The 26954-nt window shown below is 34.3% G+C and carries 25 protein-coding genes, 6 pseudogenes and 1 riboswitch; of the genes and pseudogenes, 16 read left to right on the forward strand and 15 right to left on the reverse strand.

What is annotated here, in order from left to right; genetic code table 11:
- Positions 1-80 precede the first annotated feature (80 nt).
- The gene (locus H0173_RS12850; RefSeq protein WP_221846951.1) at positions 81-899 is read right to left on the reverse strand and encodes an alpha/beta fold hydrolase; all 819 of its coding nucleotides are present in this window, start codon (positions 897-899) and stop codon (positions 81-83) included.
- A 148-nt stretch (positions 900-1047) separates the two neighbouring features.
- Between H0173_RS12850 and H0173_RS12855 the strand changes: the two genes are divergently transcribed.
- From H0173_RS12855 to H0173_RS12875, 5 genes are all read left to right on the forward strand, one after another.
- Positions 1048-1818, forward strand: a complete 771-nt coding sequence (locus tag H0173_RS12855) for an ABC transporter ATP-binding protein (RefSeq protein ID WP_221846952.1) — start codon at positions 1048-1050, stop codon at positions 1816-1818.
- Positions 1815-4301, forward strand: a complete 2487-nt coding sequence (locus H0173_RS12860) for an ABC transporter permease (protein WP_221846953.1) — start codon at positions 1815-1817, stop codon at positions 4299-4301. Before H0173_RS12855 ends, H0173_RS12860 begins: the two co-directional genes overlap by 4 nt.
- 114 nt (positions 4302-4415) lie before the next feature.
- The gene (locus tag H0173_RS12865) at positions 4416-5114 is read left to right on the forward strand and encodes a response regulator transcription factor (RefSeq protein WP_221846954.1); all 699 of its coding nucleotides are present in this window, start codon (positions 4416-4418) and stop codon (positions 5112-5114) included.
- Positions 5104-6624, forward strand: coding sequence for a sensor histidine kinase (locus tag H0173_RS12870; protein WP_221846955.1), 1521 nt, complete (start codon positions 5104-5106; stop codon positions 6622-6624). Before H0173_RS12865 ends, H0173_RS12870 begins: the two co-directional genes overlap by 11 nt.
- A gap of 151 nt (positions 6625-6775) precedes the next feature.
- Entirely contained in the window at positions 6776-7225 is a 450-nt protein-coding gene (locus tag H0173_RS12875) for a VOC family protein (RefSeq protein WP_221846956.1), read from the forward strand.
- A 120-nt stretch (positions 7226-7345) separates the two neighbouring features.
- Here H0173_RS12875 and H0173_RS12880 read toward each other — a convergent pair.
- The 8 genes and pseudogenes from H0173_RS12880 to H0173_RS12915 form a co-directional block, all read right to left on the reverse strand.
- Positions 7346-7618 (reverse strand): annotated as a pseudogene (locus tag H0173_RS12880) (GNAT family N-acetyltransferase); the annotation flags it as partial.
- Between the two features lie 50 nt (positions 7619-7668).
- Entirely contained in the window at positions 7669-8094 is a 426-nt protein-coding gene (locus H0173_RS12885; RefSeq protein WP_221846957.1) for a VOC family protein, read from the reverse strand.
- 54 nt (positions 8095-8148) lie between these two features.
- Positions 8149-8766 carry a CPBP family intramembrane glutamic endopeptidase gene (locus H0173_RS12890; RefSeq protein WP_221846958.1) on the reverse strand — a complete coding sequence of 206 codons (618 nt, stop codon included), beginning with the start codon at positions 8764-8766 and terminating at the stop codon, positions 8149-8151.
- Between the two features lie 248 nt (positions 8767-9014).
- Positions 9015-9145 (reverse strand): annotated as a pseudogene (locus H0173_RS22300) (HU family DNA-binding protein); the annotation flags it as partial.
- Positions 9146-9150: 5 nt separating this feature from the next.
- The gene (locus H0173_RS12900; RefSeq protein WP_221846959.1) at positions 9151-9363 is read right to left on the reverse strand and encodes a DUF2187 family protein; all 213 of its coding nucleotides are present in this window, start codon (positions 9361-9363) and stop codon (positions 9151-9153) included.
- A gap of 130 nt (positions 9364-9493) precedes the next feature.
- Positions 9494-9727: a hypothetical protein gene (locus H0173_RS12905; RefSeq protein ID WP_221846960.1), complete on the reverse strand. Its 234-nt coding sequence runs from the start codon at positions 9725-9727 to the stop codon at positions 9494-9496.
- Between the two features lie 136 nt (positions 9728-9863).
- Positions 9864-9947: riboswitch (cyclic di-GMP riboswitch) on the reverse strand.
- A gap of 994 nt (positions 9948-10941) precedes the next feature.
- Positions 10942-11091, reverse strand: a complete 150-nt coding sequence (gene rpmG / locus H0173_RS12910) for a 50S ribosomal protein L33 (RefSeq protein WP_150930639.1) — start codon at positions 11089-11091, stop codon at positions 10942-10944.
- 90 nt (positions 11092-11181) lie between these two features.
- Complete coding sequence (locus H0173_RS12915) at positions 11182-12372, reverse strand: GTP-binding protein (protein WP_221846961.1); 1191 nt, start codon at positions 12370-12372, stop codon at positions 11182-11184.
- Between the two features lie 237 nt (positions 12373-12609).
- On the opposite strand from H0173_RS12915, the pseudogene H0173_RS12920 reads away from it, so the two are divergent.
- The 5 genes and pseudogenes from H0173_RS12920 to H0173_RS22760 form a co-directional block, all read left to right on the forward strand.
- A pseudogene (locus H0173_RS12920) lies at positions 12610-13361 on the forward strand (permease); the annotation flags it as partial.
- A gap of 78 nt (positions 13362-13439) precedes the next feature.
- A pseudogene (locus H0173_RS22545) lies at positions 13440-13782 on the forward strand (DUF1980 domain-containing protein).
- A gap of 111 nt (positions 13783-13893) precedes the next feature.
- On the forward strand, positions 13894-14064 hold the full coding sequence (locus H0173_RS22315; protein WP_260631169.1) for a hypothetical protein: 171 nt from the start codon (positions 13894-13896) through the stop codon (positions 14062-14064).
- Positions 14055-14213 (forward strand): TIGR03943 family putative permease subunit, encoded by a 159-nt coding sequence (locus H0173_RS22755; protein WP_396021233.1) that lies wholly within the window; start codon positions 14055-14057, stop codon positions 14211-14213. Before H0173_RS22315 ends, H0173_RS22755 begins: the two co-directional genes overlap by 10 nt.
- 38 nt (positions 14214-14251) lie before the next feature.
- Complete coding sequence (locus tag H0173_RS22760; RefSeq protein WP_396021234.1) at positions 14252-14344, forward strand: hypothetical protein; 93 nt, start codon at positions 14252-14254, stop codon at positions 14342-14344.
- 447 nt (positions 14345-14791) lie between these two features.
- On the opposite strand, the gene H0173_RS12930 is transcribed toward H0173_RS22760, so the two are convergent.
- The 4 genes and pseudogenes from H0173_RS12930 to H0173_RS12945 form a co-directional block, all read right to left on the reverse strand.
- Positions 14792-15745 (reverse strand): metal ABC transporter substrate-binding protein, encoded by a 954-nt coding sequence (locus H0173_RS12930; RefSeq protein ID WP_221846962.1) that lies wholly within the window; start codon positions 15743-15745, stop codon positions 14792-14794.
- A gap of 791 nt (positions 15746-16536) precedes the next feature.
- Positions 16537-16671 carry a sporulation histidine kinase inhibitor Sda gene (gene sda / locus H0173_RS22765; RefSeq protein ID WP_221846963.1) on the reverse strand — a complete coding sequence of 45 codons (135 nt, stop codon included), beginning with the start codon at positions 16669-16671 and terminating at the stop codon, positions 16537-16539.
- Positions 16672-17097: 426 nt separating this feature from the next.
- Positions 17098-17373, reverse strand: a pseudogene (locus H0173_RS12940) (arsenate reductase/protein-tyrosine-phosphatase family protein); the annotation flags it as partial.
- Positions 17373-17701: pseudogene (locus H0173_RS12945) on the reverse strand (ArsB/NhaD family transporter); the annotation flags it as partial. The pseudogenes H0173_RS12945 and H0173_RS12940, both read right to left, overlap by 1 nt.
- Positions 17702-17924: 223 nt before the next feature.
- Here H0173_RS12945 and H0173_RS12950 point away from each other — a divergent pair.
- The 5 genes from H0173_RS12950 to H0173_RS12970 all read left to right on the forward strand — a co-directional run bounded on the left by H0173_RS12950 (position 17925) and on the right by H0173_RS12970 (position 22093).
- Positions 17925-18638 (forward strand): cytochrome c biogenesis CcdA family protein, encoded by a 714-nt coding sequence (locus tag H0173_RS12950; RefSeq protein WP_221846965.1) that lies wholly within the window; start codon positions 17925-17927, stop codon positions 18636-18638.
- Positions 18639-18654: 16 nt separating this feature from the next.
- Positions 18655-19353 carry a response regulator transcription factor gene (locus H0173_RS12955; protein ID WP_221846966.1) on the forward strand — a complete coding sequence of 233 codons (699 nt, stop codon included), beginning with the start codon at positions 18655-18657 and terminating at the stop codon, positions 19351-19353.
- Between the two features lie 4 nt (positions 19354-19357).
- On the forward strand, positions 19358-20395 hold the full coding sequence (locus H0173_RS12960) for an ATP-binding protein (protein ID WP_260631170.1): 1038 nt from the start codon (positions 19358-19360) through the stop codon (positions 20393-20395).
- A gap of 101 nt (positions 20396-20496) precedes the next feature.
- Positions 20497-20895, forward strand: coding sequence for an OsmC family protein (locus H0173_RS12965; protein ID WP_221846968.1), 399 nt, complete (start codon positions 20497-20499; stop codon positions 20893-20895).
- Positions 20896-21505: 610 nt separating this feature from the next.
- Entirely contained in the window at positions 21506-22093 is a 588-nt protein-coding gene (locus H0173_RS12970; protein ID WP_221846969.1) for a redoxin domain-containing protein, read from the forward strand.
- A gap of 535 nt (positions 22094-22628) precedes the next feature.
- On the opposite strand, the gene H0173_RS12975 is transcribed toward H0173_RS12970, so the two are convergent.
- Positions 22629-23132, reverse strand: coding sequence for a DinB family protein (locus H0173_RS12975; RefSeq protein WP_221846970.1), 504 nt, complete (start codon positions 23130-23132; stop codon positions 22629-22631).
- Positions 23133-23309: 177 nt separating this feature from the next.
- Between H0173_RS12975 and H0173_RS12980 the strand changes: the two genes are divergently transcribed.
- Positions 23310-24254 carry a helix-turn-helix transcriptional regulator gene (locus H0173_RS12980; protein ID WP_221846971.1) on the forward strand — a complete coding sequence of 315 codons (945 nt, stop codon included), beginning with the start codon at positions 23310-23312 and terminating at the stop codon, positions 24252-24254.
- Between the two features lie 528 nt (positions 24255-24782).
- Here H0173_RS12980 and glmS read toward each other — a convergent pair.
- A complete protein-coding gene (gene glmS / locus H0173_RS12985) occupies positions 24783-26585 on the reverse strand; it encodes a glutamine--fructose-6-phosphate transaminase (isomerizing) (protein WP_221846972.1) in 1803 nt (600 codons plus the stop codon).
- Positions 26586-26954 lie beyond the last annotated feature (369 nt).

A 26954-nucleotide genomic window follows, 5' to 3' on the forward strand; every position in this document is an offset into this window, starting at 1 on the left:
CCTTCAAAAAGCCTGCTTCCTAACTATATAAAGAGGAAGCTGGCTTTTTGATTAAGAAAACTTAGTTATCCTTCCCTGCTTCAAAAAGCCGAATTTGTCCTAATTAACCAATCTTTCATTAATTCTTGTACCATTTCACGTTTTTCAATTTGAAGCATGTGACCAGCCTTATCCAAAATAACAAATGTAGCTTTCGAGAATTTATCTACAAGAAAATAGTGATCTTTATATCCACAGATTGAATCTTGTTTCCCTAAAATAATGAGAGCTGGTTGTGAAAGCAGATCAACATCATTAAATGGTTCCTCAGTAAGATAATATCCATTCTCTCTCCAATTTGACATAAGAAAATCTCGATTAGCTAATATACGTCCCGGCTGTATTTCATTCAAGAAATACTCTAGGTTCTCCTTATTTTGCACATTCATTAATGTTTCAAATGCCAATCTTATATCAGAATCCAATTCATTTAATAAATCTTGATCTTTTATATCAACAACTTTATTAGGAAGATTTCTTTGTTTCAAGTGAAGAGCAGGAGCCAGCAAACAAATGCTCTTCACGCTTTTACGTCTTTTGTGCAATATACCTTGTGCTAAATACCCTCCAAATGAAAAGCCAATGAGAGAAAACTCTTGGTTGGGTATTGTTTTATCAATAAAGTCTAAAATATTTAAAAGCATGTCATCAGAAGAGCTAAGTTCTTTGTCTATTAAACTTAGACCATGAGCAGGTAAATCTATGTATATCCTCTGAAAACCTTGTATGTCATGGAAAATAGGCTCTATCCATGCTTTCATGGACCTATGATCTGTCCCCATAGAATGCAATATTAACAACGGAAAACCAGTTCCAACAACTTCATAATGAATACTGCCTTTTGAAACTAAGCAATTCATCCCCATTACTCCTTTTTCTTGATTGCAACTCTCTTCAATTTTTTAAAAACGACTGCATAAATCTTTATTTTTTCTTTATAAATTCTTTGATATTTTCTTTATACCTTTTCGTTACAATTCTCCTACAAAACAAAAAGGAGAATTGTCTATGAACGAGTCCATATTAAAAGTTGAACATATATCAAAAGTTTACCATAGCGCGCAAGGTCATCCAATAAAAGCATTAAACGGTGTTGATTTAGAACTTAAAAGAGGAGAATTAGTCATCATCATGGGGGCAAGCGGTTCAGGTAAGTCAACGTTTTTGAATATCATTGGAGGCTTGGACCAGCCCTCAGAAGGAAAAATTTTTATAGAAGGAAAAGAAATTAAAGATTTTCATAAGGAACCACAAGCTTCAACCTATCGAAAAAAATATATCGGATTTGTTTTTCAGTTTTTCAATTTACTTTCGGGTCTAACTGTATACGAAAATGTTTCGCTCCCACTTTTATTGAAAAAGAAACCGATAAATATTATTAAGAAAGAAACAGAAAAAATTTTAAAAATGGTAGGATTGTATGAAAGAAAAAAGCATCTGCCATCCCAATTGTCAGGGGGACAGCAACAGAGGGTTGCGTTAGCTAGAGCATTAATACATAAACCAGCCATTTTACTTGCAGATGAACCTACAGGAAACCTAGATTCAAAAACAACGGAAGAAATGATGAATCTCATTGTCCAAATGCGAAATGAATTCAATCAGGCGATTATGCTTGTAACTCACGACCCTTTTGTAGCTTTGTATGGTGATCGAATCTTAATGTTCAGAGATGGCCAGATTATGGCCGAGTATCGGGAAAAGCAGAAAACAAGAGATGAAAAATTAAAAGATATTACTGAACTGTTCCGTCAATCTTCTGAGGTGGCCTGCGAATGAGGAACTATATATTACAAATAACAGCTAAGTTAATTTGGAGAAATAAACGGAAATCATTTTTTGCCTTAATGGCTGTCGCTTTTGGAGTAAATTTGCTTGTTAGTGTTTATATGCTTTATGAAAAAATGGATCAATCTATCAAACAAGATTTATTTCAGCGTTATGGAAGTACCGACATGCTAGTGGGTTACCGGCTGAACAAATTGTTAGAAGAAGAACAAATAACGAATATAAAAACAACAGATGGGGTGCTTGATTCTTCAAATATATTAGTAAATCCCCAAAAATTCTCAAATGAATACAATGGTTTATGGAATGGCGTTTATTATGTAGGAGTAGAAAATAGTGAACTTTCAAAGTCATATTATAAGTTCACGAAAGATTTAGGCCAAAATGAAGTAATCATATCTCAAAAATTAGCCAATAAGTTAGGGGCAGCAGCAGGCAAAAACGTCAACATTATATTTCCTAGTGGGAAGTCACAAACTTGGAAACTCAAAGAAATTATTAGTGAACAATCCTCTCCAGGTTCTCCTGCAATGGCCATTTTTCACTTAGAAAGTTTACAATCCGCTCTAGGATTAGAAAAAAAGGTAAATCTACTATTAATTGACCTTAAAGATGGCGTAAAGGCTAACGAAATTAAATATCAGTTGAGAAATGATATCGATTCAGCTCTCGATATCGATATCATTTCAGAATATGACGCAGTAAAGGCTAACATAAATAACCTCGCAGTCATTGGAATCACACTTGGGATATTGTCCATCTTCATTAGTATACTTTTTGTTTTAAGTCATTTTCAACTTGCGATCCGTCAAAAGGAAAAAGAGCTGGCCGTACTTCGAGCAATCGGAGCAACGAAAAAGCATTTGTTTCAGATGATTTTATTCGAGGCGATTATGATCAATACTGTTGGTATATTATTAGGGCTCATAACTGGCATTTTCTTATCAAACTTGCTGTCTGGATATACAGCAAAGCTGCTGCATATCCCCGTTATCACCAGTCCCATTCCGTTCATGTCTCTTCTTCTATTAAGTACAATCATTTGGTTCATTTTATTAATGGCTAGTCTTTCCCCAGCTTATAAAGCAGCAAAAATCCTGCCAATGCAAACAAGATTAGTGAGAATGGATAAGCCAGAAAAACCGTTTTTGAAAAGAAATTGGTTGTTTGCTTTCTTTATGGGAATGGGAATTCTATCGCTTTTGATTGGAGTATGGCTATCGAACAAAAGTGACAGCCCTTTACATGCAATACTTGCATTAGCCGGAGGCTTTGTCATTGCATTGTCCATCTCCTTAAGTGCCAAATACGTTCTGGGAATGGTATTGAAGAGTATCGAATATGTTTTCTTATATATAAACGCTCCAAAAATATTATTGGCTGTTAAAAACTTTGCCGTTGATAAAAAGCAAAAAACAGGTGTAATCTTGTTACTCTCATCGACCATTGCTTTTGTCTTTGTAAGCTCCTCTATCTTGCACACGTTAAAGCAAGGAGCAGAAAAAACGGCACGAGAACAATACATTAGTGATTTATTATTGATAAGTGATTTAAATATGCAAAGTTCTATTCACTATGATATCGAGTTAGAACTTGAATCGATGCAAGAGATCAAAGCTGCCATTCCTCTCAGTGTTGATTATGGAGGATGGGTGAATGATGACAAATATATCAACTATATCATTTCAGATATTCATAAATTGGCTAAAGCTGGAATGATAAAAATAGAAAAGACAGTAGATTTGTCTCGAACCGTTCTTATACCTGTGAGCTATGCCAAATCCATTCATTTACAAAATGGAGATGCCATAACAGTCACTTTAGATGAAGGAAAACAAACAAGCATTCTTAATGTATTAACAATTGATAAAATCCCAGGTGTATTGAACCAGGAGAGATTACTCTTCGATCATTCAAACGAATTAGTTCAAAAAGTGAAAGATATCCGTATTCAAAAATTATTTGTGGACTTGGAAAGAGGAATGACAAAGCCTGTTATACAGCAGATTGAGACATTAAAGGTTCAATATCCAGAATTATCTTGGGGAGATTTACAATCCGAGCTCCAAAAAATCAATTCACAAGTAAATCAACGTTTTGGTATTGTGCTAGTTTTTCAATTTATCATCGGCATTGTAGGAGTATTTGGCTTAATCAATGTCTTTAGTGCCATGATTCATCATAATAGAAAAGAATATGCCATATTAAGGGCGATTTATTTAACACCTCGTGATTTATTGATGTTTTTGATTACTCAGGGAATGCTAATCTGTTGGATGGCTGCCTTTATCGGAACAATATGTGGCTGTATATTATCTATAGCTTTTGCGGTTTCATTAAATGCTCCATTTCAAATTAGTACAGATGGGATATGGGGAATCACCATTGTTTTCCTGATTGGTTTTCTCGTTTCATGGGGCTATGCTGTCAAAATAAAGAACAATACTGTTATAAAAGAGTTAACTTTGGAATAACTAGCCCGGCTATGACAGCCGGGTTCATTTAATTTTGAAATCCAATTTTACATGCTTTCTAGTGGAAATAAATGTTATGATTTTTACAAACCACATTCCAACGGAGGGTTCTATATGGGGGAAAAAACCATTCTAGTGATTGATGATGATAAAGATATTAGAGACTTAATAAATATTTATCTAGAGAATGAAGGATATATTGTTTTGAAAGCTGAGAATGGAAAAATGGCAATGGAAATTCTGAAAAATAACGATGTTGACTTAATCATTTTGGACATCATGATGCCGGAGATGGATGGAATAGAATTTTGTATAAAAGTTAGGAACAGTCATCATATGCCAATTATTATGTTATCAGCTAAGACTCAAGATATTGATAAAATCAGCGGACTAACTTCAGGTGCAGATGATTATCTAACAAAACCTTTTAATCCTTTAGAATTAGTAGCTCGTGTAAAGTCTCAGCTAAGAAGGTATTTAAAATGGAACGCTCCACAAAATATGCCTGAATCAGTCGAAATCAGCATCAATAATCTTTCCATAAATATAGCTACTCATGAGGTGAAAATTGGTGAAAGAGAAATAAATTTAACACCAACGGAATTCGCTATTCTTGAACTTTTAGCTAGAAACAGAGGGATTGTATTTAGCATTGATAGAATATATGAAAAAGTTTGGGGAGACTCCGCTTTTGAGACTGATCATACAGTCGTTGTACATATTCAGAATATCCGAAAAAAAATAGAGGACAACCCGAGAAAGCCGGAATACATTAAGACCGTTTGGGGAGTTGGATATAAACTTGAAAATTAAAGTGAAAAAGAATCCAGCCAATCTTCCATTCTACAAAGTAATTGGAAAAAAGGTAAAAGGCATAATAGAAAAAAGCCTGCGTTCTAAGCTTATTTTTACTTTTGTAATATGCACAGTATTTTCAGGATTAATTACATGGGGAAGTTTTGCCTTCATATCGAAATGGACGAGCATTACCTATATGGATTATATGGGAAGTATGAATGCTCGAGACGAACAAGTATGGAAGATAATTGATTTGATAGAGTCCAATTCTAATTCAAATGTAAACAAAAGTGACTCAGGTTCTATTCAAAGGATTATGAATAGTGCGCAAAGTAGTGGACTCAAAATAATTGTTGTTGATCTGAAGGGTCAGGTCATAATTAAATCATCGAATGTTAATGAAGTAAAAATCAATATCGATGAGGTCATTCGAAAGGCATTGATGTATCACCATCTATACAATAAATACACACAATCTGAGCTAGAGAATTTAGAGATTACTAGTGCCTATCCTATGACATTGAATGGCAAGCCTTGTTACCTAGTTGCTAAGGGCATTCTGAAAGCAGAGGAAAAAAGTTATATTCGAATATCAGGGTGGGAACCCCTTGCCTTATTGGTCGGATTAATCGCCTTTATTACGCTCTTCTATTTTCTAACAAAGAGGAAAGTAAATTACATCAAAGAGCTTTCCGCTGGATTATTAGTAATATCAAAGGGTCAACTTAATTATCGTGCCCATGTTTCGAGCCCTGATGAACTAGGATTATTAGCTTACAATATTAATAAAATGGCAGAAGATCTACAATTAAAGATTGATAGAGAAAAAGAAATTGAGCAGGCAAAAACCGAACTGATCACAAATGTTTCTCACGACTTACGAACACCATTAACATCCATCTTAGGCTACTTAAAATTAGTAAAAGATAAAGCATATAAGAATGAAAGTCAAATGGAAAATTACATCCAAATTATTTACAATAAATCAAAAAAATTAAAGCTGCTTATCGATGACTTATTTGAGTATACGAAGCTTACAGATACAAACTTTGCCTTGAGAAAGCAAAAAATTTGTTTGAATGATTTGTTAGAACAGTTTTTAGAAGAATTCACTATTTTTTGTGAAGAGTATCATGTTTTGATCATTAGAGATATCCCAAAGGAAAAGTACTTTCTATTAGCGGATCCTGAAAAAATGGTAAGAGTTTTTGAAAACTTACTTACGAATGCAGTCAGGCATAGCGAAAAACCAGGGAAGATAAAAGTGGTTATGCAGCAAGAAACGCACAAAATACGAGTATCAGTGAAAAACAAAGGGAAAGAAATTCCGAAAGGTGAGCTAGATCATTTATTTGATCGCTTTTATCGGGGAGATAAGTCAAGGGCAGAATCTCTGAGTGGCTCAGGATCTGGATTAGGCCTAGCTATTACGAAAAGTATTGTAGAATTGCACGGAGGGGAAATACAGGTAAAAAGCAAAAATGGCGAAACCACTTTTTCGGTTGAACTTGATTGCCATTTTTAATAGATAAATAGAATTAAATGTTAATTTTCAGGATCTTGTTGTTCTTTCAGAATACATCTAAAGTTGTAGGAAAGCTCAATCCTTTTATACTATTCCGCTTTTCAAAATTTAGATATGATAAATTTAACATATTTATCAAGGAGTAGATCATATGATGCCAGGAACTTTGTACGAAACACATATTTATACAACTAATTTAGAGAATTCGATCGATTTTTATAAGAAATTAGGTTTAGATTTAGCTCATGTCATTCCTGAAAGAAAAGTTGCCTTCTTTTGGTTTGATAAAAATAATAAAAAAGATCAAATGTTAGGCATATGGGAACTACCTGAAGATAAAATGAGAAAAAACCACTTTGCTTTCAAAGTAAATTATGATGAGATTAAAAATTCCGTACAATGGTTAAAAAATCGCGGAATTGAATCGATTTCCGCTTTTGGGCACGAAGGGAAAGAACCGATTGTATTAACTTGGATGCCCGCTGCTAGTTTATATTTTCTTGATCCTGACGGAAATGAATTAGAATTTATTCATATTTTAGAGGAAAATAAGAAGACTGATAAAGAAGTATTATATTTATCAGAATGGGAGAATTTATAAAAACAAATAAGAGGAAGTCTAAAAGCCGATTATTTCATATCGGCTTTTTTGTTTATGGCTACTGCACAAACCGTTACTCGTCCGACTTCACTATGTACTGCCGATATAACTTCTACAGGTCTATTTTTTTGAAATGACAGTGAACATTCCCGTCATGTTAGGTGCGAAGTTTTTAATATCGTATTTTTCATAGAACGATTCTTTACCTTGTGATGCAAACAAACCAACAAATGCCTTATCTGGAGCATTCGTATTTAAGTATTCAACCAAACGATTCATTATTTCACTACCAATACCCTTATTGTGATAGTCAGGATGAACTACAATATCTTGGATGTAAAAATAAATCGCCCCATCTCCAACAATCCTCCCCATGCCCACAATTTGCTCATTCAGTATCAAATCTTCTAATCCTCCTAACTCTGGATTGATACATGTTGTGATTAATTATTTTGTCTATCCCAATCCTTCAATGACATCATTTTAAAATCTTCCTCAAAATCTAGTCTTAAAGGAGCAATTAATTCAAGTGAATTACCATCAGGATCACTAAAATAAATTGCAGCGTGAGCATTAGGGTTATTTGGTAAAACTAGTGGCTGTTTTTCTGGAGGAAATCCGAAACTGGGCCTTACTTGTATCCCTTTTTGTTCTAGCCATTCTTTCGCAGATTGAATTTCTTCAATGTCAACGTGTAACGCAATGTGTCTTAAAGAGGGGTGATATGGTGTTTCTACTTTGTCTGTTTCCCACAATCCTAACCAGCTATACCCTTTCTCAATCCAGAAGAAAGCTAATGTAGATAATGATAATGTTGCTGCTTTAAGCTGATAGGTTACATTTAGTTGTCTAAAGAACACCTGTTTCATTGAAAGAAAGTTGTAATCTGTTGAAATTTAGTTATGGATGCTCGGCAAACCTTTTTATTTAATCAAGTAATTCAAAATGTTATTCAAGCCATGCAAGAGAATGCTTGGATAAAGTGAATCTGTTTTTTTGCGAACCCAAGAAAATACTAACCCGAGCAGAAATGTAAAAAATCCGTAAGAAATAGCATTCATGAATGTACCACCATTTGCTAAAGAAGGTAGGAAGTGAATTAACCCAAAACCAACAGCAGAATACCAAATTCCAAATTGTTTTTGAACAACCCCTCTCCAAACCAATTCCTCCCCAATTGCCACAAATATTAGCTGAAAGAAAAAAGTGTTTAAAGATGGCAAAGAGAAAAATAAACCGCCTTTAGAAAAATAATCGATACACCTTGGAATCATTATGACACTTGATAAAATCAATAAATACCATAACCATGTCTCTTTCCATCTGCCCGAATGCAGACCAATTTCCCTTGGTTTAGTTTTTGTTATAACAATAAACAGAACGAACAAAATGTAATTAAAGAATACTCCGATATAGTTCCATTCGAACACTCTTCGTTGCCAATCCATCAAATTAAATTTTTCAAAATGAATATAAAGTGGGAGTGAAAGACATGCATGCAAAGTCACGATAAATAGTAAAAAGTATATTAATTTTCTCATGAAATCATCATCTTTCGATTGAAGTTTGTTTTATTTATCTTATTATATATTACTTTTAAAATATTTTTATATATGCTCTTTTAAACCTTCAATCAAATATTTTCAAAAATCAGGAAATCGTCCTCATTTTTTCCAACCAAAAAGATATAATTGAAGTTCCTATTCTGAATGAGCTGGCACAAAGCCGCTTGGGTATTTTTTTGAAAACTTGTGCTCTTTAAATAAAAAAGGAGCGTTCCTAATAAACGCGCCTTACTTAGCTTAATCGCATGAACTATAGAAGCAGCAATATCTATTTCTTCACCGGTTTGTGGATTACGTCCTTTTCTAGCTAACGTTCACGTACTTCAAATGTTCCAAATCCAATTAATTGGATTCTCAAATTCACACTAGATTATATTTCCCATGCCGAACAACTGTATTTGGTTGTTCGTATCCTAATGCTTTTGCATCCTTATTTGAAATTTCGACTAATACACTATTAGTCCGAACAAGAAACACTTTACCTTCATATATGTTACTTTTTCTTTCAAAAAGAATAATATCCCCTGCATTTGCCCTCTTTTTATCGGAAAATTCACTCTTTTCTTTTTGCATTTTCTGCTATTACGCTCCTATTTATATTAATCATATGGCTGATTTCTGACTATAGGAAGTATATCTGTTTAGATGTTTAAATCCACATTAAAAAGAAGATATCTTTTAAATAACACCTTTCTAAAATTATCTAAACTCCGACTGCTTCCTTACCATGTGTAATCATACTAATTGCATATTTTAAATTTTCCAAACATTCAAGCCGAATTCTTTCATCGCAAACAAAATCATATAAAAGTTCTCTTTTTAGTTTTGAAAAAATGACATGTAGAGAATCTCCACTTATTTCTTTTAATTGATTCTCATTCAGGTAGTTGTAAATTTCTCTTTCAAAGTATTCAACTGTACCAAATAACACAGTCACTTATCATCCCTCCTCCTTTTTTCCATTTATTCAATAATTAAGATTCACTAAAACTATCTTAAAAAAAGCCCACCAAAAAGATTGGTGGACTTGTATGATAAAGGCTAATTCTATCATAGGTAACAGTATCCAATCATTTGGTAACCCGACTATCATAGCTTATCACCTTAGACTCGTGGCTTTGCGTCCTTATCTTTCAATAAGTTTGCCTTTATCAAACTGATACTTTTATAATAAAACTTTAGCATGGTAATTTCCATTAAAATTCGCCATTTTTCAACACGTTTTAACAAAAATAGTAGTTTTTTACTATTTTAAACAAAGGTAAAACAATACTAAAGTTCCGTTTGAACACTTACACAGTTAGCTTAATATTGGTATCAGGTTAATTATTAGTTCTTCATAAGGATGAACACTTCTAATCAGTTTTTAATTCTTCAATATTCTTAATAAAAAAATTCCATTTAATCCCCTCAATTTCCCTTCTCGTTATGTAATTACCGTCTAGTTTAATAACAATCATTTCAAATTCCAATCATTTCCACAATAGTTTATACCATTAAATGGCCCGATTATGGAATAAGAAAAAATCCTGCAAATAAAAACAGGATTTTTAATCAAACTCTATTATTAATTATCAATTATTTTTATCAAACTATAAATATTACAGTAGTTACTTACTTTAATGTATATTCACCAACAATTTTGTTTAGTTACCGACATTAATTTATAGTTACTAACATTAATATCGGTAAACAACACTGTTGTATAAAAAATAGTCCTTTACTAAATGTTATAAAAATCCTATTAAAATCAATAACGTGTAATTAATGAAAAAAAGAAAGTTCTTTAATAGTTGTAACATTTGCCATAAAACCGGTTGTTTTCATTATAAAAATGTTCTTTACTAGTTTATTCAACAATCGCGCCTGATCGTTGAATAAGGTTACTGCGTTTCATCGTCCAAATGCGTTTCAAATTTTTTCTTGATTTCTTCTTTTATCTTCACAGTCTATGATTCATTCGGTGGTTAAGTCTGCCATGAAATCATCTAATCCTTGTTCTTTACCGTAGCGATAAGAAGCTATCAAAGAGAAATTAATACAGGCTGATCAACTAATCCAAGAAGCTGCAGCAAATGAGAATATATGAAAGACCGATAAATTCCGTTAATTCTATAATTTTATCGGCCTTAAAGAAAAATTCTTATTTAATTATTTCGTCTCACGGTGCAGCGTATGTCTTTTTAAACGCGGGGAGTATTTCATTAGCTCAATGCGGTCTGGATTGTTCCTTTTATTCTTGGTCGTAATATAATTACGATCACCTGTTTCTGTACATGCCAATGTGATTTTCACTCTCATGTTTTTCATCTCCTAATTTTGAAATGACGGATAATTTTGAAATCTGGCGGATATTTGCACATTAGTTGCAGATATCCGCCGAGCTTACGACTATTGTGCTGCTGCAATAAATGGAGGAAGGGGATCCTTCAGATCATTCCAATCCATTTGCATCTCCTCATCCGTAAGTAAGCATTTATCCAATGATGCTTCAACTTCATTTTGTGACATGTCAACCCCAATGAAAACGAGTTCGATCATTCGATCTCCATACTGCTCATCCCATTTTTCAAGCAATTCTGGTTCATCCTTTAGAATCTGTTCTCTTTCCAATTCCGGATAAGCAGCAATCCATTCCCCTGCACCTTGCAGAATGATAGATGGCCCAGCTTGTGACAATAATCCAGTCATATTATTTCGAGTGGCTAGCCAAAAGAAGCCTTTTGCCCGAACGATGTCTTCTGGCCATTCTTCAAGCCACTGCGTAAATCTTTCAGGGTGAAACGGCTTTTTTCTCCGATAAACAAACGATGAAATGCCATACTCTTCTGTTTCGGGTGTATGCTCTTCATTTAATTCCTTTATCCAACCTGCGCCTTGGCTTGCTTCTTCAAAGTCAAATAAATTTGTATGCAAAATTTCCTTTAGTTCCACTTGACCATGTGAACTCTCAATGATCTTAGCATCTGGATTTAGCCTTTGAAGAACTGCCGTTAACTCCTGAACACTTTCCCTATCAACTAAATCAGCTTTGTTTAAAATTATTACATTGGCAAATTCTATTTGATCAATTAATAAGTCAACAACTTCACGTGTATCAAATTCATCCATTGCTTCCTTACGATCGAGCAAGCTTTCACCAGATGCAAAATCATGCCAGAATCGATTCGCATCTACTACGGTTACCATTGTGTCAAGCTTGCAATAATCAGGTAAGTTTATCCCTAGACCTTCATCTACATATGTAAATGTTTGTGCAACAGGAATAGGTTCTGAAATTCCAGTAGATTCAATTAAGATATAATCAATATCTCCTGCTTGTACAAGCCTCTCAACTTCAATAATTAAATCCTCCCTTAATGTACAGCAAATACAGCCGTTTTGAAGCTCTACTAATTTCTCATCTGTTCTAGTAAATCCGCCTTGCTTGATCATAGAAGCATCGATATTCACTTCACTCATATCATTTACAATGACGGCAATCTTTTTATTCTCACGATTCGATAATACGTGGTTTAGTAATGTTGTCTTCCCTGCACCTAAATATCCACTTAAGACAGTAACTGGAATTTTTTCAACCATTTTCTTCACCTCTTTTTATAAATCAAAATCATTACGATTTATATATTGTAGCTATCCACAAAACTTTATAACTTACTGAAACTCTTGAGGGAGGAATATACACTTCTCACCTACTGACTTTGTGGAAAAGAGTTCTTTGTATAAAACGTAATAATTACGATTTAAATAATATTATAAAGTTTTCTTCAATGCAAGATTTATTAATAAAAAAATTTATATAGCAAATTCTCCATCCGCATCCCAAAAAATAAAGTCTTGGCGGTAATCATGAGCTGTGTAGTTGGTGCATTGTTCCCCGCCTGTGAGTGCGGAATTGTTCCTATTGTACGGAGACTCGTTGGCAAAGGGGTACCGATATATGCAGCTATGGGCTTTATACTGACAGGTCCTCTTATTAATCCCATTGTGATCGCTTCCACTTACATGGCTTTTGGTAATAATATGACGATTGCAGGTTTGCTCATGGGGTTAGGTTTTATCAATGCTGTCATGGTTGCATTTGCTGTCAGCCTGTTTTTCAAAGGAACACAATTCAAATCATCTGCCACCACTGTTCACATACATAAACAGCCAAAAGAGGATTTTATCACGCGGCTATGGTCCATGCTAACCCATTCGATTGATGAATTTTTTGATATGGCGAAATATTTAATAATGGGAGCATTTTTGGCGGCTTTTGTCCAAACCTATATGCCAGCAAAAGCATTGCTAGAAGCCGGGAACGGTCCCGCTTCATCCATAATCGTTATGATGGGACTCACTTATGTGTTATCCCTTTGCTCTGAAGCGGACGCATTTATTGGTGCTTCCTTTAGTAGCATTTTTCCAACTCCATCTATTTTAGCCTTTTTGATTTTTGGACCTATGATTGATATAAAAATACTCTGATGATGCTAAGTGTCTTTCGATTTAAATTTGTTATGACTGTACTAGCATTCGTTGCTGCAATCATTTTTGTTTCATTACTATTAGTGTCAGGCTTTCTATAAGGGGAGAAATCTATGAACTTTCATTTTCAGCAGGCTATCAGAGCTCTAATTTTATTAGGCTTCACGGTCTTTATTTTTATGCTTCATTTTACAGGAGAGATTACGAAATATATTAATCCTAAGTATGAAGACTTAAGTATTACAGCAGCGATACTATTTCTAGTATTATTTCTTATCCAGCTGACAAGAATTTGGACAGCCAAGGAACACAAACATCATCATTGCCATCATGGCGAAGATAATTGCTGCCATCACCATGATCACGGTGACACACCTTTTAATTCAAAGAAGGTACTCTCTTACGGTGATTGTTTTTCCATTAATAACGGGCTTCTTGCTCCCAGCCAAGGTCCTTGATGCTTCCATTGCTAATAAAAAGGGAGGCATGGCCATTATTGCGAATCAGAAACAGCAGCAATAAAAAGAAACAAGCAAGGAATCTAATCAACCTGATGAAAATAACGAAGTTGATCAAAGTGATATTTCGGAAAATAATAACCTTGAAGATCCAGCCCAACTAGAAGAGCATGAAATGGATCCGCATTTAACTGCCCAGAAAGAAATGTCAGAGGAAGATTATGAACAATTGAAGAAAATGCTAGCTCAAAAACCTAGCGTCGTTATGGAAGATTACTTATTTTCAACCTATTATGAGGAAATTCATAAGGACTCCATAAATATAAAGGAAAACCCATACAATTAACTGGTTTTGCATATAAAGAGGATGGCTTTGAACAAGATCAGCTCGTAATAGCCAGATTTGTTATTACCCACTGTGTAGCAGATGCAAGCATTGTCGGATTTCTTACAGAACTTCCTGAAGCATCGTCAATCATACTGATACTTGGATAGAAGTAAATGGAGTCTTGGATATCACTACTTATAATGGGATGGGGCTTCCCTTTATAAAAATAACTGATTGGTCAAAAGTCAATGAGCCTAAGGAGCCATATATTTATCCGATTAACATTAGAATTTTATAATCATTTCAGATTAGCTGATAAAACCTGTTTTGCAGTAACTTATCAGCTTAAGAAGCTGCCTTAAATGGCTGAGGACCTCAGTTTACTGTAGTTTTCATTGCTTTTTGAAGGGTCGTTATTTAACGTGGTCTATTTGAAGCAATTGTTGTATACCTAACTTAAGGAACTGGGGATTATTATATATTAGATTTAAACCATTTCTTCGCCTTAAATTAACCAATCAGGTGTAGAATAAAATCCTGAATTTACAACGAGATGAAGAAGCCTAATTTCTTAGTATTTTTAGTGAGAAATTAGGCTTTAGTTCTTCCTCAATCGCGCCAGATTCTTGAAGTTCGATGTTAAACTTTAGAACTACAAAACTTAAAAGTAACTTCACCCAAAAAAGAAGATATAATAAAAAGTCTATACATAACAAACTTTTTATTATATCCTCACATAAAAAAATTACTCTAGAATCGATAGTTTTAATGCCTCTAGATTTTCTTTCATAACATCTATATAGTCTAATCCTTGTTTTTGTTGTTCTTTCGTTAAACCTTCTAATGGATTTAAAACTTCAGTTTTCGCACCTATTTCTTTCGCTAATGTTTCCGCCACTTTTGAAGATGCCATTTCCTCAAAATAAATAATCTTGATATTTTTTTGCTTCATTGAATCCGTTAATTCAGCTAATTTTCCTAATGTTGGTTCTACATCAGGTGATAATCCTGCAATAGGAATTTGAGTAAGGCCATATTGTTTGGCCAAATATCCAAATGCAGCATGCTGTGTAACAAATTCTTTTTTCTTCGCTTGATCAATGGTCTCCTTATATAAGTGGTCTAAATCGGCAAGCTCCAATTTTAAAGCCGTTGCATTTTTTTGAAACTGGTCTTTATTTTGCGGATCTGCCTGTTCTAAAGCCTTAGTAATATTGTCAACCTCCTGCTGGGCTAATACAGGAGAAAGCCAAACATGGGGATCTTTAGAAGATGTATGCTCCGAATGATCATGTTCGTCCTCTTCTTCTGACTCTAGTGCATCCATCAATTCAATTCCCTTTGAAGCCTCGACAACATTTAAATTAGAATTGTTAATACTCTTTAATACTTTTTCTGTCCAAGTTTCGAAGTAACGGCTATTGTAAATAAAAACATCTGAATCTTGAATCTTTGCCATATCCTTTGTCGTTGGCTCCCAATCATGTGGTTCAACACCACTTGGTATTAATAGTTCAACGTTTGCTGAACTACCAGCCACCTTTTGAGCAAAATAGTACACTGGATAAAAAGTAGTGACAATTTGCAATTTTTTAGAGCCTTCACTTGCTTTTTCACTTTTTGTTGAACTTGTATTGGAGCAACCACTTATCAGTAACAGTAAAATAATAAATGAGCTTAAAAATCTTTTCACTTTCATTTACCTCCCAAACTATCTTTAATTCGAAATTATTTCGATTTAAATCGAATATTTATTTTGCATGATTTTAAGAATATTAGCAATTAACTAAAGTAAATCGTAATAATTACGAATTAAATCTTATAACGATAAATGATTGCTGTCAATTATTTAAATTTGGATAACAGCTTATATATAATTTCTTTTGAAGATATTTTTGCTCAAATGATACCTACTGTACAAGGTTCGTTTTCTACATTCATTATATATTCATCTAATTATTTTTTTCGTATTCATCAAGAGTGCTTCTTTTGTTGAGCGAGCAGTAAAGTTATATGCAATCGCAACTAAGCCAATTACTAACGGGTCGCAAACATAATCGGATATGAACCGAACTGAACTACAATTCCCATTAGTATCCCACCTAAAGAAAAGCCTAAATCATAAGATGCTAAAAATAACCCTGACAATACGTGCAATTTCCCCTTCCGTCATTCTTTGATCAGCTACCTGCAACGGGAATGTTTAAAACCGCATTGGCAGTTAAATAAAAAATCGACAAGCGGTCTAACCTGCTTGTTCGTTAAGTACAATCTTTTACAAACACCATACTATCATTACCATAAATATTCAATTTTTTTGATATTCCTTCCTCAATTAATTGGCCCGATTATGGAACAAAAAAATCCTGTATATCAACACAGGATTTTTAATCAAACTTTATTATAAATTATTAATCTTTTTTATAAAATTACATTAAATGGAGGATTTGAATTTTGAAAAGTACGGTGGGTAACACAATATAGGGAAAATTAATTTAGAGTTTTAACTTTAATGGTCTTCTTTTGATAATCAATATTTCGTATACGAAGCTCAGTTTCTAAAATCTTAATAAAGTCCTGTGACAGATTAAGGCTACAAGCCTTTCTATATGTGCATAGCAACATACGGTTAGTCAATATTCTTTAAAGAACACAAATAAACCCACTCATTTCTAAATTATCTAAAAATTTACACATTTTTTATTTAACAGACCTCTTATAACAATTAAATATTGCTTTAATGATCAGAAAACTCCTTAAAAACCTATTTTTACGGTAAATAAATAGAATTCATTTTTTTAAAATGGATTCTTCTTCAGCAGATTTAAGTTTGGTTTTTATAAAGAAGTTTGAACATTTCCTAGCTATGTTGTTCAACAATTGCGCCCTTTAATTGAATAACTAAATATGTTCATAATGATAAATCAAATATCTCTTTTTTCATTATAGTAGAGTGCACTAATACACAAATTTCGATAAGGGGGAAATGTAAAATAGAGCATATACTATATTCTTAAATCCGTTTAAAGGAGTAATTTTGGGTATTATGAATTATCTTACTGAATCTAAAAACAGTTCGACTCGGTTCCCTATTTCATCACGAACACGCTTGAAAAAGGCCCATTTTTCTTCCTCTGTTCCTTCAGATTTCGCTGAATCATCCAATCCCCAGTGCTCTAGCTTAACATGTGGTGGTGTTAACGGGCACTTATCTGCTGCATCACTACATAATGTAACTACTAAATAAGCATTATTTAATATTTCCGGATGAATAATATCAGACGTCTGATTTGAGATATCAATTCCAGCTTCTTTCATAGCTTTTACCCTTTTTGTGATAGAACATGTAGCCATAATAATGTCGCTAGAGAACCGATTGGTGTAATCTTAGGGCCAAGATCGGAACCTATTATATTCGCATAAATAAGTGCTTCTCTTATGACTCCACTTGTATTTATATTTGCAATTGCTAATGCTAATGCATCTATCATGACAGTTGGCATGTTATTCATAATAGAAGATAGAATGGCAGCAATGAACCCCATTCCAAGCGTTGCGGAAATAGCCCTTGATCTGCTGTTCCCTGAATAAGATATGCCAAAGTATTAGTTAAACCTACATTTCTTAACCCGTAAACAACAACATACATTCCAACTTCTTTACATAGAGAAATAGATTCTTGAAAACTGTACCAATGTGTCTTGCCTCTGAAGTGAAGTTTCTGTAAATAGAATTAGTCCGATTATAAAATAACAAACAATTATTTACCATTTATCCATTATTATCGAATAGATATAAAATCAATATTTGTTTTTTAATGTTTCTTAATCAAATTTTAACAAAGCATCTTCATAATGATACAAAAAGAGGTGAGTTTCATGAACGATATTGGAATCTTGTTTGCTCTAGCAGGAGGTTTATTCTCTTTTTTCTCGCCATGTGTATTTCCTTTATTGCCAGCATACATTACCCATTTAACTGGTGGTAAAATTGAAGATTCTAAACTGGAAGTGAATCGAACAAAACTCTATTTGCGTTCTATCGGTTTCATTGTTGGTTTTAGTTTAATCTTTATTGCTCTAGGGGCTTCAGCGAGTTTTATCGGGAAAATTCTGATTAATTATCGTGTCATAATTATGCAGATTGCTGGTTTACTGATTACCATATTTGGTTTACAAATGGCAGGTCTTTTAAAATTTAAGTTTTTAATGAGAGAAAAGAGAATTCAATCAGAACAAAAATCTAAAAATATACTCAGTTCTGTATTGCTAGGAATGGCATTTGCAAGTGGATGGTCTCCATGTGTTGGACTTGCCCTTTCGTCCATATTATTATTGGCAAGCTCATCTGACACATTGGTCCAGGGAATATTCCTACTAGGTGCCTATTCTCTCGGAATGGCCATTCCATTCTTCATTATCTCAATTGTTATCTCCTATTCATTAAAAACGATGCGAAAAATTAATAGATACTTGTCCAAGCTTGCAGTAATTAATGGCATGGTAATGGTTACGCTTGGAATTCTTGTGTTAAGTGGGAAAATGCAAAAAATTAGTGCTTGGCTATCAGCTTATAGTTTGTTTCAACTTTAAAAAAGGGTGATCCAGCTTGATTCAAAATAACTTAATTGGAAAATCGGTAATAGTGGTGGAGGATGATCCCAAAATCCGAAATCTTGTTAAAATTTATTTAAAAAAAGAAGGCTATGAAGTAATCGAAGCTGTTGATGGATTTGAAGCAAAGGAAAAAATCGAACAGCTTGATCCTTGTGTATTGCTGCTCGATCTAATGCTCCCTGGAATCAGCGGTGAAGAGATTTGCAGATGGGTTCGAGAGGATTTAAAAAGCATGATGCCCATCATTATGCTATCAGCTAAGGTGTCGGAAAAAAACCGAATACACGGCTTCAGATTAGGAGCAGATGATTATGTTGTGAAACCTTTCAGCCCAGCTGAATTAATGGTCAGGCTCGAGGCGGTATTAAGAAGAACCGCTAGCCGCTGTGGAAAGCTAACGTTTAATGGATTTACAATCAAACCGGCAAAAGGAGAAGCGTGGATAAATGGAGAGCAGCTTGACATAACTCATTTTGAATTCAAGATACTTCATTCATTCATGCAGAATCCCAACCAGGTCCTATCAAGAGAACGAATTCTTGATTATATCTATCAAAATAATGAAAAAGCAGTGTCTGATAGAACCATTGATGTTCATATAAAGAACTTGCGAGAAAAAATTAAAGAAAAGACACCTAAAGAATATATTCAAACTGTGAGAGGAATGGGGTATAAATTTGTGGGTCTATAGGAAATTGTCCAACGTATTATCAAGGCTGGTTGCTTTAAATAGTCTTGTCATTTTGCTAGTCATTCTCCTTGCAGGATTGTCAGTCAAAGATTACGCCTGTTTTTTGGTTAATTCCGAAAAAGTAGTCGGACAGGACTTTGTGGATACACTGAATAGATTTCTGTGGATTGTAAGCACCCTTGCCTTTTTGACTGCAGGACTGTTTCATTATTTTTCTGTAAAAAAAATTGTAGGACCTATTAAGCATCTATCAAAGGCTGCGAAAGAAATAAAGGAGGGCATCCCCCCTTCTAAAGTCCCTATATCCACTTCCGATGAACTGCAGGAACTGATTGAAAATTTTAATTCAATGTCTGAAACACTCTATTCTGTTCAAGAACAGCGAGAGGAAATGCTTCGTGATATTGCACATGAGCTTCGGACTCCTTTGACCAATATAAACGGTTATTTAGAAGCTCTGCAAAATCAAGTGATTGAAGGGGATCCTGAATTATTCAGGTCACTGCTAGAAGAATCTAGGCGGATTACAAGAATTGTCGAACTAATTACCGAATTGAATTCTTGGAACAATAGAATCTATTTTCTAGAAAAGTCATTTGAACAAATAGAAATAAACAATGTGATAACAGAAGCTTTAACAGCCTTTCATTTGAAGCTGCATAATCAATTTACGGACATTCACATCCATACGGAAAATGCTAGCATTTTAGGGAATAAAGACGGTCTCATGCAGGTGTTTACAAATCTTCTTCAAAATATTTTAGATTATAACACTGGAGAAAAACTAGAAGTTAACGGAGAAATAAGAAATCATCATTATGTCATTACCTTTATTCATACCGGTCAAGTCATTGATCCAGAAAAAAAGAACCTGATCTTTGAACGGTTTTACCGCTTAGAACAGTCAAGAAGCACAAAATCAGGTGGCGCAGGGCTCGGTCTTGCCATCGCAAAAAGCATTATAGAGGCTCACAAAGGAGATATTGGACTAAAAACGGATGGCACCCGTCATACCTTTTTGATAAATCTCCCATTTTTATAAAATGAAGGGATACTTCTATAAAGCTTGCATGATTAAAATTGTTGCTCTTAATCATTCCTTAACAAACAAAATTTATAATCTTATTCAGAGGGGTGGTAATGATGAGATATACAATTGAAAAGGAAAGCATTATAGCAAACTTAGGTTTTGGCAATATACAAATTTCTCCTAATGAAAAAATCGGGTTTCGATCATATGAGCTTTTCATCTCTTCTTTAGCAGGCTGCAGCGGAACTTTGCTAAGAAATATTTTGCAAAAGAAAAGACAAGTATACGAGAAAATTGAGATGGAAGTTTCTTCTGTTAGAAATCCGGATGAAGCGAATCGAATTGAAAAGATTTCCATCACCGCTTATGTTCAGTTACAAATTTCCATTACACAACAGCAGGCAGATAAAATTGCTCATTTAGTAATAAAAAATTGTGGAATGATTCAGTCTGTCATTCAATCAATCGATATAACTTTTACGATTGAAATATTACCGTTAAATGGTGAATAATTTTGAGTTATTTCCATTTTGGCAGCTTAACTATACCTGCAATATGGGCTTCTTCATTAGCAGCCCTTTTTCTGGCACCTTTACTAAATATAACTATGACTAGAAAAAAAGCAGGCGAATGGTATTGGACTGCTTCTTTTATATATTTTCTTGTTTGGAAACTTAGCTATATCGTGTTTAATCTCAACATGTTTTTAGATATGCCACTTTCCATCGTCTATTTTAATGGAGGAACTAAAGGGCATTTTTTCGCATTAGTCATTCTGTCCGTTTACCTGCTTTTTTTCGCCTTGAAGAAACATCCGTCTATTAATGATGAATCAGGTGAAATATATCTGTATTATTTTTTGTGTAATGAACTAGTTATGAAGATATTACAACAAAAAACGCTTGAAATAATTCTTCACTTCAGCATATTAGCAGGATTTTTAATCTTACTTAAAAAGAATAAACTATCATTATCCAATCAAATCTTAATCATGATTATCATGTTGAAATTGTTGGTTTCTAGTATATTCCATTCATTTCTTTCGGTGGAGGTATTATCCTTCACTTGGATTGGAATAACGATGCTCATTCTTTCCACAATCAAAAGGAGGGGGAGTAAATTTTGAAGAAAAACTTATTATCTTTCGCTATTTTAATACTGGCTGTCGCTATTATAGTCGTAAATTTATGGAAACCCTATTCTGTTGAGGGAAACAAGGACCTTGCTAAAGAAAAAGAAGAAGTCACGAATAGTAAGAGCATTCCAGGCTCTGATCTTTCACAATTTCAAGAAGGCAATCCTGCACCTAATTTTGAATTGACCACCCTAGAAGGTGAAATAGTAAGGCTTTCTGATTATAAGGGTAAAAAAGTCATGCTAAATTTTTGGGCTACATGGTGCCCGCCTTGTAAGGCAGAAATGCCACATATGCAAAACTTCTATGAGAACAATAAGGATAAAGGGATTGAGATATTGGCTGTAAACCTAACACAAATAGATAATGGCAAGGAGGCTATTAAGACCTTTGTTAAGGCATACGGACTTACCTTCCCAATTCCCCTGGACGAAAACGCAGCAATTGGAACACAATATCAAGCTTTTACCATTCCTACAACGTATATTATTGATTCAAATGGTATTATTTCTAAAAAAATAGTCGGCCCTATGGATGAGGATATGATGGTGAATTTAACTAGGGATATTCAATAAAAGGATTAACTTCGCTATTAAACCTATAGCTGGACAGTAAGCCAAGAAAACCAATGTTCTTGGCTTATGTTTTTGTTCACATTATTAGAATTAGAAATAATAATTAAAAATACAATAATTATAGCCCCCAATAACTTTGGACTCTATTCGCCATATGGTTTAATGTGTATCGGACAAACTCACGATAGTTTCTGCTTCTTTACCTGTTTGTCAGGTGCTGTTTCCTTCGCCAACAATTCGGCATTATTCGTTAAGCGATACCCATGAGACTTAATTACTAAGATTCACCTATTATTAACATTTATTATGTTCTTAAACTATCTGGCCCTTTCGTATTATAAGGTCAGTCAGATATTTCTAGTCGAGCATTTTTTATATCGATATATGATTACTGTAGCCGGGGTAGAACGTATGGATCCTGTCCGCAAAACAGTTCACAGCCTACTTGTTGAAACATATTAGAGGCTGGTTGGGACAATGATCCCGTTTGCTGAAGATAACCTTATTAGAGAAAATCCCCATTAGCACAATATTATTAAAGTGGTGGATTTTCCACCCCAAAATGAATCCAATCTTCTTTTGGTGGACCATAAACCCCAAAAGGTTTTATTCCTGCTTGACGCATAAGAATAGTAATTTGTCCACGATGATGAACAATGTGCTTGATTAGTCCCATAATAATCGTAGCATTTGATTGTTCTCTTCCAAAAGCAGTTTGTACCTCCCTTAAGGATTCGTCAGTCCATTGTTGTTCAATAATTTGGGCTGCTTTTGAACTTATATTTTTAAAGGTTTCAGCAATTTCTTTAGCAGATGTTGGGACATCTTCTGTATTTTTTACTACATCTATCTTCAACCCAAATTCAGCCAAGTATTCTGGAATATTTGTTGTTAAATGCCATGCAATTCTTCCTAGTGTACGACCTTCTGGATAAACTTTTTGATTTAATGAATTATCCGTTAAACCATCCAACACTTTTTGAGTTAGCGTTGTTTCCCAATTCCATTCCCTAATAAAGTCTAAAACCGTTACATACATATTTAATTCCTCCATAATCCATTCAATTGAGCTGTAATGACCTATTTTTTTCAGTTACTTTCATAGTATTTATTAGGAATTTCTAATTAGACTCACATCTCCTTTATTCTTTATCTATTTGTGATTATATATTATGATGGTGACAACTTATGTCACTGTTATTTTTTGGAGGTATGCATGTCTAAGGCAAAAAGATTAAATGAAATGATAATGATGGTTAATCGAAAGCAAAGATTTACCGTTAAGGAATTAGCGCAAGAATTTGGGGTTTCAAAAAGGACCATATTGAGAGATTTGCAAGAATTAAGTGAGATGGGTGTCCCATTATATTCTGAAGCAGGTCCTCATGGTGGTTATCAAGTCCTAAATGAAAGAATTCTCCCTCCAATTGCTTTTAGTGAAGATGAAGCTATCTCTATTTTTTTTGCGATTCATGCTTTAAGACACTACATTTCCCTTCCTTTTGATACTGAGTATGAATCTATAAAAAAGAAATTTTATTTAAATCTTGCTGGAGATATAAGAGATGCGATTGATAAAATGAAAAATCGAGTTGATTTTGTATCTGTTTACCAACAGGAAAAGATCCCATTTTTAAAGCGATTATTGGAAGCATCAATCGAACAGGAAGTACTTATAATAAAGTATGAAAAAAATGGGGAAATGACTAATAGAAGTATTCAACCAATTGGTATTTATGCAAATGGAGGAAAGTGGTATTGTCCATCTTATAATTTTCTAAATAAGGATTATCGAGTCTTTAGATGTGATCGTATAAAATCCGTAGAACGTGATGAAAATAATCGCCCTATAGATTTATCAAATATTTATTTAAAAAATCGTTTTAGCCTTATTAATTCTAAAGAATATACATACCAATTAAATGTGGAACTAACTAACAAGGGAGTGGAAATGTATAAATCGGAAAAATGGGCAAATATAGAGTTGTCTAAAAGAGAAGATGGAACTGGAATTTTGAAAGGTAATATTTCAAAAAGTGATATTTACTTTTTCTGTAATTATTTTATTAGTTTTGGTGAAGAAGCTTTTATTAAAAGTCCATCTGAATTAATTGAATGTATGAAGGAAAAGTTAAATAATATTTTAATTAAATATAACTGACTAAAATTTAAATTATTACACTCAAATGGAACTTACATTTAAGACAATATTTATCAAATGTAAGTTCCAATTTTATTTATTCCATTAAATGGCCCTAAAGCTAAAGAAGGCACAATTCTTTTTCAAGAATTGCGCCCGATTGTTTAGGAAAGCGTACGAACAACTTCACGTTCAAAATTTTTGGTAATCCATTTACCTTCGTTCTGTTGTTGACACATAAAAATCTTTGTCCGTCTTTTTCCCCACTTTTGTCTAAACTTGTACCCAATTTTCATGGTCACAGACATAAGAAACTTTGTCCAAAAATCCTGTATTTCTCCTACTTTTTCTCCCACTTTTCCCCTACCTTTTTTATTTCACTCGAGCTTTTTCTCCTGCTTTTCCCATGCAAAAAAGACCGAAAGGCGACCAGACTTTCACCTGATTTCCTTCGGTCTTGACCAGACTTTTTTATTTAAGGACACACATTATTGTGTAAACCCAAAGTTTATTAAGGGTGAACAACGTAAACTTTCCCCTAAAAATCCTTTACTCCACAGTCACACTCTTTGCCAAATTCCTTGGCTTATCAACATCACAGTCACGGTGTAAAGAAGCGTAGTAAGAAATTAATTGTAATGGAATGACAGAGACAAGAGGTGTTAATAGTTCGTGCACGGCTGGAATGATGAATGTGTCTTCATCCGCTTCCAGACCCTTCATAGAGATGATGCACGCGTTGGCTCCTCTCGCTGCAACTTCTTGTATGTTGCTTCGGAGGTTCAGGTTAACACTTTCTTGAGTAGCTATAGCGATGATTGGTGTGCCATCTTCGATTAAAGCAATTGTACCGTGCTTTAATTCGCCTCCAGCAAACCCTTCTGCTTGAATATAGGAAATTTCCTTCAGCTTTAATGCTCCTTCAAGGCCAACATAGAAATCAAGTCCACGGCCAATGAAGAATGCATTGCGAGTAACAGATAAAAACTCACGTGCAATGGATTCAAATTCTTCCTTCTCATCACATAACACTTCCATTGCATTAGCAATGATGCCAAGCTCATGGACAAGGTCTAGTTCAAGGTCAATTCCGCGGCTCTTTGCTGTAACCTCAGCAAGAATAGCCAGGACAGCAAGCTGAGCTGTATAAGCTTTTGTGGAAGCAACTGCAATTTCAGGGCCTGCATGAAGCAGTAAGGTATGATCCGCTTCACGTGATAGAGTAGAACCTGGTACATTTGTAATCGTAATGGCTTTGTAGCCCATTTCTTTAATTTTCACAAGAACAGCACGGCTATCAGCTGTTTCTCCGCTTTGTGAGATAAAGATAAATAACGGCTTTTCAGAAAGTAAAGGCATATTGTAGCCAAATTCACTTGAAATGTGTACTTCAACAGGGATTTTGGCCATTTTCTCAATGAGCTGTTTTCCAACAAGACCTGCATGATAGGACGTTCCTGCTGCTATGATATAAATGCGATCAGCGTCATTCAAAGCCTGGATGATATCCTGGTCAATGGTTAATGTGCCCTGTTCGTCTTGATAAGCTTGAATGATTTTTCTCATCACTAAAGGCTGCTCATCAATTTCTTTCAGCATATAGTGCGGGTATGTGCCCTTTTCAATATCACTAAGATCTAACTCAGCCGTATATGGATTACGTTCGATCATTTCACCCTCTAGGTTTTGAATCGCTATATGATCGTTTCTTACAATTACAATTTCTTTATCCATTAATTCTACATATTGATCCGTTACTTGCAGCATTGCCATTGCGTCTGAAGCAACTACATTAAACATGTCACCTAATCCAACTAACAGCGGGCTTTTGTTTTTAGCGACATAGATTGTTTCAGGGTCCTTCTCATCTAAAAGAGCAATTGCATAGGAGCCATTTAACAGCTTAAGCGTTTTACGGAACGCTTCCAGTGTTGTTAATCCATCATTTGCGAACAATTGAATTAATTGAACGATAACCTCTGTATCGGTTTCACTGTTAAATGGTACGCCTTGCAAATATTCACGCTTTAAGATTTCATAATTCTCAATAACTCCATTATGAACAAGTGTAAAACGGCCGGATGCACTTTGGTGCGGGTGAGCGTTTGTTGCACTTGGCACCCCATGTGTTGCCCAGCGTGTATGGCCAATTCCTATCTGTGCAAAAATATCAAAATCGACAATATTCCTTAAATCAGCAATACGGCCCTTTTCTTTAAAAACATGAACCGTGTCTTCGTTCAAGATGGCAATTCCTGCTGAATCATATCCTCTATATTCAAGCTTTTCTAAGCCTTTGAGCAAAATTTCTTTCGAATCACTATTTCCAATATATCCTACAATACCGCACATTCTTTTTTTCCTCCTAAAATAGAAGGGGCAAGAAGCCGGTTGGGGCGTTTCTTGCCCCTTATCTCTGTAATTTACTGTTGACGTTTTTTCTAAGACAGCAACTAGTAAGCCTTTTATTGACTTTACAGTGGCAGTTTAAATCAATCGTCCTCTTATGAATAGCATTCCCATCTCTTTGTGCATTAAGTTGCCCTAATGTTTTAAAGATGTGATAACGGTTTGCTCGTAACCGGGAGGCATCCGCCGAATACTTCGATAAACCTCCTCCTCGTCAACTAATTCACTTCCGCTCTTGAATTAGTCCAGGCGCTTCTACTTATTCTCTAGCAAAAGAACTATCCACCTTTCAATTGAATTTACAAAAACAGT

The sequence above is a fragment of the Bacillus sp. S/N-304-OC-R1 genome, from assembly GCF_019749375.1.
Classification (GTDB): domain Bacteria; phylum Bacillota; class Bacilli; order Bacillales; family Cytobacillaceae; genus Cytobacillus.